Consider the following 7,114-nt stretch of genomic DNA (forward strand, 5'->3'; position numbering starts at 1 on the left):
AAGGATACGCGGCATTGACTTACCCGGTTTCACTCCTATTCGAAACGGCTCTATGGCACTACCGGCGGGTTATCCGGCTTTGCGTACGCCCACCAAACGCACCCAGCCGCCTTCGGCAACCGGCGGCTGCATATCGAACCATTCGCTATAGATGCCGTTTAGCTCTTCGGCCTGCTCTTCCAAAATGCCGGAAAGCACAATCCGCCCGCCCGCCTTGGTGCGTGAGGCCAGCATGCCGCCCAACAGGCGCAGCGGATTAGCCAGAATATTGGCTACCACCACATCGTATTCCGCTTCCGGCAAGTCGTCGGGCAGGAAAAAACGGGCGGCGGCTTCGTTTTGCTCGGCATTGCTGCGGCTGGCAACAATAGCCTGCTCATCGATATCCACGCCGTCGGCGGCGGCAGCGCCGAGTTTGAGCGCGGCAATAGCCAAAATGCCGGAGCCGCAGCCGTAGTCGAGCACGCGGTCGGCAGCTTGGATATTCTCATCGAGCCACTGCAGGCACAACCGGGTGGTGGGATGGCTGCCTGTGCCGAAAGCCAAGCCGGGATCGAGCCGCAGGTTTACAGCCAATTGGTCGGCAATATCGTGCCAGGTGGGCACAATCCACAGCCGCCCGGAAATGCGGATGGGGTCGAACTGCGATTGCGTGAGGCGTACCCAATCCTGCTCCGGCAGCTGCTCGATGCGGTAGGGCGGTACTTCCAACCGGCATTCCTTGGCCGCGGCCGCTACAGCGGCAGCTACGTTGCATTGCTCATCAAACAGGGCAATCACCAAGCTGCGCTGCCAAATTTGGCCGTTTTCTTCGCCCGGCTCGCCGAAAATAGCCTGTTCTTCGTCTGTGCCGGCATAGGCATCTTCAATCGCGGCCGACAATGCGCTGGCGGCCATTAAAGCATCGGAAAACTGCTCGGCACGGTCGGCACCAATCGGAATACTGGCTTGTTGGTAGGGCATAATCGCATTTCTTTCAAACGGTAAGGGCGCGTATTGTATAGCAAGCCGCCGCCCTTCCGCCAGCAGCGGCGCTTGCAGGCTACCTGAAAGCAGATGCGGCAAGCTGCGCCCAAACCGCCCGCCGCCGTTTTCAGGTAGCCTCATCTTGGCGTTTGCCTATACAATATTTCATCTTTAGAAAAGGCTACCTGAAAGCACACACATGCCCCGCGAATTCCAACTTTTCAACCTGCCCGCGCAGTTCGACCTCGACCCCGCCGCGCTGGAACAAACCTACCGCCAACTGGCCGCTCGTTTCCATCCCGACAAAACTGCCACCGCTTCCGCCTTCGAGCAGAAACAGGCCGTGATGATGGTCGCCGCCGTAAACGAAGCCTACCGCCGCCTCAGCCGGCCGCTGGAACGCGCCGTTTTGCTGCTGCAGGCGCAAGGCATTCAGGCCGATTCCGAAGAGCGCACCGCCTTCGATCCCGAGTTTCTGATGCAGCAAATGGAATGGCGCGAAGAGCTGGCCGCCGCCCGCGCCGCAAACTCCGCCGAACGGCTTGCCGCCCTGGACAACCAAGTGGCTGCCGAAGAGGCCAGGCTGCTGGCCAAACTCAGCACCGCCTTTCGGCAGGCAAACTACGCCCAAGCCGCCGAACTTGTTCCGCAAGGCCGTTTCCTCGATAAAATCCGGCAGGAAATCCACGCTGCGTTGTAATCCTAAAAAGGCTACCTGAAACTTTCAGGTAGCCTTCTTATTATCTGCCTCATGCTAAAATCCGCTATCATTTTTTATCAAACCTCCGAGGCCACTCAATGAATACCCGCCCCGAAATTCACGCCGCCGCCTTTGATTTAGACGGCACATTAGTCGATTCCCTTGCCGACCTCGCTGCTGCCGCCAACGAAGCCCGCCGCAGCGAAAACCTACCCCTACTCGACGAAAAACTGATGATGTCCTATGTGGGCGACGGCGTGGGCAAACTCGTGCACCGTGCCCTCACTGCCGACCCGGACGGCCAAGCCCCCGACGAGATGTGGCAGCGTGCTTTCGCCGTGTTCGCCCAACATTATTCCGAACACCTCGACCGCCACACCTACATCTACCCCGAAGTGCAAACCGGCCTCCAGCTCCTGAAAGCCCTTGACATCCCGCTGGCCGTGATCACCAACAAACGCGAAGCCTGGGCCGCCGAACTGCTGCGCCGCCTAGGCCTAGCTGACCTGTTCAGCCTCGTGGTGGGCGGCGACACCCTGCCGCAGCGCAAACCGGATGCCGCGCCGCTGCTGCACGCCGCCAAAGTATTGGGCGTGAAGCCGGAAAACATGGCGATGGTGGGAGATTCGCGCAACGACATCCTGGCCGCCAAAGCCGCCGGCTGCTTTGCCATCGGCGTGCGCTACGGCTATGCCGATATGGACAAACTGGCCGAAGATCCCGCCACCCGCCCAGATTGGATCGTGAGCATCCTACCCGAAATCTACGACCGCCTGCGCCCCGATGACCGCCGTTAAATCCCTGCGCAGCCGCGCCTTAGATTTGTTGTCGCGGCGGGAAATGTCGCAGGCCGAACTGCGGCGCAAACTCGCGCCCTACGCCGAAGACCCCGCCGAAATCGACGCTTTGCTGCAAGAGTTTGCCGAACGCAACTGGCAATCCGACCAGCGCTACGCCGAAAACTACGTATACAGCAAAGGCAGCCGCTACGGCCGCCTGCGCCTCGCCCAAGGCCTGCAACAGCAAAAGCTGGACAGCGAGCTCATCGAAGCCGCCCTGCCCGGCCGCGACAGCGAACGCGCCACCGCCCGCGCCGTGCTGCGCAAAAAGTTCAAACACCCCCCCGCCGACTTCGCCGCACAGCAACGCGCCGCCCGCTTCCTCGCCTACCGCGGCTTCGACCACGACACCATCCGCCACGCGCTGGATAAAGCCTGGCAGGACGAAGAAGAGTGGAAGGAGTAGGCAGAAAGGCTACCTGTAAAGAACCCGTTCGGTATTTTCAGGTAGCCTTTTGGCAGTGCATAGCCCATCTGGGAAAGGATACCTGAAAAATATCAACCTCAACAAACTTATCGTACTCACTGTCGGCCAACCTGAAACCATTTCCCTTGCTTTGAGCACAATTCAAAGCAGTAACGTTGTAAATCATTTGCCGCTACGGCAGCAACAGGCCTACTTCGCCATTATCAATAAAATAGGCGGGAATACCTGCTGGCCGAGCACCCCAATCCGCCCTTCCGTCTGCACGGCGTACACCTCTTCCGCCGCTGACTCATAGAAATCATTGCCATCTAAATCATCTATCCGCTTTCCCCGCTGAGGCTACCTGAAAACCATCGGCAGAAAATGACAGAATATTTGCCTCATCCGCCGCAAGCACTCTGATTTAGGCTACAATATAACTATCTGTTCCAATCCCCCTTACCACCGAGCAAGCAGAAAGGATGCAGGATCATGAAGTTTAACGAACTCTTTCACCACAACGATTTTATTGGCCGCCATCTCAGCCTATCTGACCGCGCCGCCCTTTTGGCCGCACTGGGCGAAAAAGATATAGGCAGTTTTGTGGAGCACACCGTGCCGCAAAGCGTGCGTATGCCCGGTTCGCTGCAGCTGCCCAAAGCATTAAGCGAAGCCGATACCTTGGCCAAGCTTAAGGGCATCGCCGCCAAAAACCGTATCAATAAAAGCTATATCGGCCTAGGCTACTACCCCACCCGCCTGCCGAACGTGATTCTGCGCAATGTGCTGGAAAATCCGGGTTGGTACACCGCCTACACGCCCTATCAGGCCGAAGTGTCGCAAGGCCGTTTGGAAGCGTTGTTGAACTTCCAACAGGTGTGTATCGACCTCACCGGTTTCGAGCTGGCCGGCGCCTCCCTGCTCGACGAAGCCACCGCCGCTGCCGAAGCCATGACCATGGCGCGCCGCGTGGGCAAATCCAAATCCAACCAATTCTTTGTAGACGAACGCGTTTACCCGCAAACATTGGACGTGATCAAAACCCGAGCCAAATATTTCGATTTTGAGCTGGTGGTGGGCGATTTCGACACCGCCCGCAACGGCGAATACTTCGGCGCGCTATTCCAATATGTGGGCAAAGACGGCGACGTGGCCGACTTGGGCGATGTGATTGCCGCTGTGAAAGCCAAAGGCGCAGTGGTGGCCGTGGCTGCCGATATCATGAGCCTGGTGCTGCTGAAAGCACCCGCCGAGTTGGGCGCTGACATTGCCTTGGGCAGCACCCAGCGCTTCGGCATCCCGATGGGCTTCGGCGGCCCGCACGCTGCTTATTTCGCATTTAAAGACAAAGATAAACGCTCCGCTCCCGGCCGCATCATCGGCGTATCGGTGGATGCCTCCGGCAAGCAGGCACTGCGTATGGCGCTGCAAACTCGCGAGCAACACATCCGCCGCGAAAAAGCCAATTCCAATATTTGTACTTCGCAAGTGCTGCTGGCCAACTTGGCCGGTATGTATGCGGTGTATCACGGCCCCGAAGGCGTAAACCGCATCGCCCGCCGTATCCACGCGCTGGCTGTTGCTTTTGCCGATGCGGTACAGGCTGCCGGCGGCAAAGTGGTGCATTCGGTATTCTTCGATACTGTGGCCGTGGATTTCGGCAGCAAGGCGCAAGCCGACGGCGTGTACCAAAAAGCGCTGGATGCTGGCTTCAACCTGCTGCGCATTGGCGAGAACGTGCTGGCTGCCGCCTTCAGCGAAACCTCCAGCGCCGAAGAGTTTGCCCAACTGGTTGAATTGTTCACCGGCAAGGCGGCTGCCCTGCCCGAGAACGCGCCCGCCAGCAGGCTACCTGAAAACCTGCAGCGCAAAGGTGCCATCTTGCAACACCCCGTGTTCAACAGCTACCACACCGAACACGAAATGCTGCGCTATCTGAAAAAACTGGAAGAGCGCGACTTGGCCATGAACCGCAGCATGATTTCGCTCGGTTCCTGCACCATGAAGCTGAATGCCACCGCCGAGATGATTCCGATTACCTGGCCGGAATTCACCAATGTGCACCCGTTTGCCCCGCGCGAACAAGTACAAGGCTGCCTGGAAATGATACACGGCCTGCAAGAGCAGCTCAAGGCCGTTACCGGCTTCGACGCCATCTGTATCCAACCCAACTCCGGCGCGCAAGGCGAATACACCGGCATGGTTACCATCCGCCGCTACCACGAAGCGCAAGGCCACCCCGAACGCAACGTGTGTCTGATTCCGCGCTCTGCCCACGGCACCAACCCCGCTACCGCCCACATGGCCGGTATGCAGATTGTGATCGTGGATACCGATGAGCACGGCAACGTGGATATTGCCGACCTGAAAGCCAAGGCCGAACAGTATAAAGATACGTTGGGCGCGCTGATGATTACCTACCCGTCCACCCACGGTGTGTATGAAGAAGGCATCCGCGACATCTGCCGCATCATCCACGAGAACGGTGGCCAGGTGTATATGGACGGCGCCAATATGAACGCCCAAGTCGGCATCATGCAGCCGGCCGAAGTGGGTGCCGACGTGTTGCACATGAATCTGCACAAAACCTTCTGCATCCCGCACGGTGGTGGCGGCCCTGGCATGGGCCCCATCGGCTTGAAAGCCCACCTTGCTCCGTTTGCGCCAAGCCATGTTGTGGCACCGGTAGAAGGCGCCACCGTGGGCATGGGCGCCGTATCTGCCGCACCCTACGGCTCCGCCAGCATCCTGCCGATTACTTGGATGTACATCAGCATGATGGGAGCAGACGGTTTGCACCAAGCCACCGAAACCGCCCTGCTCAACGCCAACTACGTTGCCAAGCAGCTCTCCGCCGATTATCCGGTGCTCTACACCGGTAAAAACGGCCGCGTGGCGCACGAATGCATCATCGACCTGCGCCCGCTCAAGGCCGAAAGCGGCATCACCGAAGTGGACATCGCCAAACGCCTGATGGACTATGGCTTCCATGCCCCGACTATGTCCTTCCCCGTAGCCGGTACGCTGATGATCGAACCCACCGAAAGCGAAAGCAAGGCCGAACTCGACCGCTTCATCGCTGCGATGAAACAGATTAAGCAGGAAGCGCTCAAAGTGCAACACGGCGAATGGCCGAAAGACGACAACCCGCTGGTCAATGCACCGCACACCGCCGCCGATGTAACCGGCGAGTGGAAACGTGCCTACAGCCGCGAAGAAGCCGTCTACCCCCTGCCCTATGTGCGCGAAAACAAATTCTGGCCGAGCGTAAACCGTATCGACGATGTATACGGCGACCGCCACTTGGTTTGCTCTTGCCCTAGCATCGAGCACTATGAAAGCTAAGCATAGGCATTAACCCTGCCATAAAAGAAAGGCTACCTGAAATCAAATTTTCAGGTAGCCTTTATTGTCCTTATATAAAGCGAAATAAAACCAAAGAAACTAGCCATGACTATGCCCATTTTACGTACAAAGTAGCAAAACAGTAAGCAATATGGGAGCACAGCAAGCTGAATGCATGAGGTATGAATAAATCGGTGCTTTAACTAGAAAATCTGTTACACTGCTTTCAGGTAGCCTAAATCAAATGTTACCAATCATCTATCCAAACAACACCAAGGAGTCATTATGATTACTGTAGTTGCCCAATTCGAAGTTAAACCCGCCGAACTGGATAAATTCCTGCAACACTGCGACGAATTGATTGCCGAAACCCGCAAGGAAAACGGCTGCCTATCTTACCACCTATACCAAAATACTCAACAACCCAACCAAGTCAGCTTCATCGAGCTATGGCAAAACCAGGCTGTATTGGATACCCATTCCGCTTCTGCACACTTTACCCGCATTGTGCCAACCTTGGTAGAAGCCTGCGAAAAAGCCCCGGTTATCCAACTCTATACACAGATCAAATAATTTTTCATCCAAAGTAAGAGAGGCTAGCTGAATATTAACATTCAGCTAGCCTCTCTCCTTTCCTCGTTCCATTCCTCACCCATTTCTTCGTCTCCTCTTCTCTCTCGTTTCTTTATCCCCACTTCCTTTTCCAACTCACACTGTACCGCTATCCCGGATTTCCATTCCTTTCATCATACTCCCACAAAGCACAACACCCGCCATCAGGCAGGTGTCGTAAATAGGTGTTTGGCAGTGTCCTACTTTCGCACGGGTATCCGCACTATCATCGGCGCTGGTTCGTTT

6 protein-coding genes are annotated in these 7,114 nt (G+C 56.9%); 5 read left to right on the forward strand and 1 reads right to left on the reverse strand.

Annotation, left to right across the window (positions count from 1 at the left end):
* Positions 1–69: 69 nt before the first annotated feature.
* Positions 70–963: a 50S ribosomal protein L11 methyltransferase gene (gene prmA, locus A7P99_RS03165; RefSeq protein ID WP_067447297.1), complete on the reverse strand. Its 894-nt coding sequence runs from the start codon at positions 961–963 to the stop codon at positions 70–72.
* A gap of 202 nt (positions 964–1,165) precedes the next feature.
* Here prmA and hscB point away from each other — a divergent pair, with 202 nt between their 5' ends.
* From hscB to A7P99_RS03190, 5 genes are all read left to right on the forward strand, one after another.
* Positions 1,166–1,666, forward strand: coding sequence for a Fe-S protein assembly co-chaperone HscB (hscB, locus tag A7P99_RS03170; protein WP_067686457.1), 501 nt, complete (start codon positions 1,166–1,168; stop codon positions 1,664–1,666).
* A 98-nt stretch (positions 1,667–1,764) separates the two neighbouring features.
* The gene (locus A7P99_RS03175; protein ID WP_067527929.1) at positions 1,765–2,463 is read left to right on the forward strand and encodes a phosphoglycolate phosphatase; all 699 of its coding nucleotides are present in this window, start codon (positions 1,765–1,767) and stop codon (positions 2,461–2,463) included.
* Positions 2,450–2,911 carry a recombination regulator RecX gene (gene recX / locus A7P99_RS03180; protein WP_067447302.1) on the forward strand — a complete coding sequence of 154 codons (462 nt, stop codon included), beginning with the start codon at positions 2,450–2,452 and terminating at the stop codon, positions 2,909–2,911. The genes A7P99_RS03175 and recX overlap by 14 nt, the downstream gene beginning before the upstream one ends.
* A 492-nt stretch (positions 2,912–3,403) precedes the next feature.
* On the forward strand, positions 3,404–6,256 hold the full coding sequence (gcvP, locus tag A7P99_RS03185) for an aminomethyl-transferring glycine dehydrogenase (protein ID WP_067527931.1): 2,853 nt from the start codon (positions 3,404–3,406) through the stop codon (positions 6,254–6,256).
* Between the two features lie 285 nt (positions 6,257–6,541).
* On the forward strand, positions 6,542–6,829 hold the full coding sequence (locus A7P99_RS03190; protein ID WP_067447306.1) for a putative quinol monooxygenase: 288 nt from the start codon (positions 6,542–6,544) through the stop codon (positions 6,827–6,829).
* Positions 6,830–7,114 lie beyond the last annotated feature (285 nt).

The sequence above is a fragment of the Eikenella sp. NML120348 genome, from assembly GCF_001648435.1.
Taxonomy (GTDB): domain Bacteria; phylum Pseudomonadota; class Gammaproteobacteria; order Burkholderiales; family Neisseriaceae; genus Eikenella; species Eikenella exigua.

What these genes read in the sequence shown, in the direction of transcription:
- A7P99_RS03175 (WP_067527929.1), top strand. Translation starts at nt 1,765, where the DNA reads ATGAATACCCGCCCCGAAATTCACGCCGCCGCCTTTGATTTAGACGGC.
- A7P99_RS03190 (WP_067447306.1), top strand. Translation starts at nt 6,542, where the DNA reads ATGATTACTGTAGTTGCCCAATTCGAAGTTAAACCCGCCGAACTGGAT.
- hscB (WP_067686457.1), top strand. Translation starts at nt 1,166, where the DNA reads ATGCCCCGCGAATTCCAACTTTTCAACCTGCCCGCGCAGTTCGACCTC.
- gcvP (WP_067527931.1), top strand. Translation starts at nt 3,404, where the DNA reads ATGAAGTTTAACGAACTCTTTCACCACAACGATTTTATTGGCCGCCAT.
- prmA (WP_067447297.1), bottom strand. Translation starts at nt 963, where the DNA reads ATGCCCTACCAACAAGCCAGTATTCCGATTGGTGCCGACCGTGCCGAG.
- recX (WP_067447302.1), top strand. Translation starts at nt 2,450, where the DNA reads ATGACCGCCGTTAAATCCCTGCGCAGCCGCGCCTTAGATTTGTTGTCG.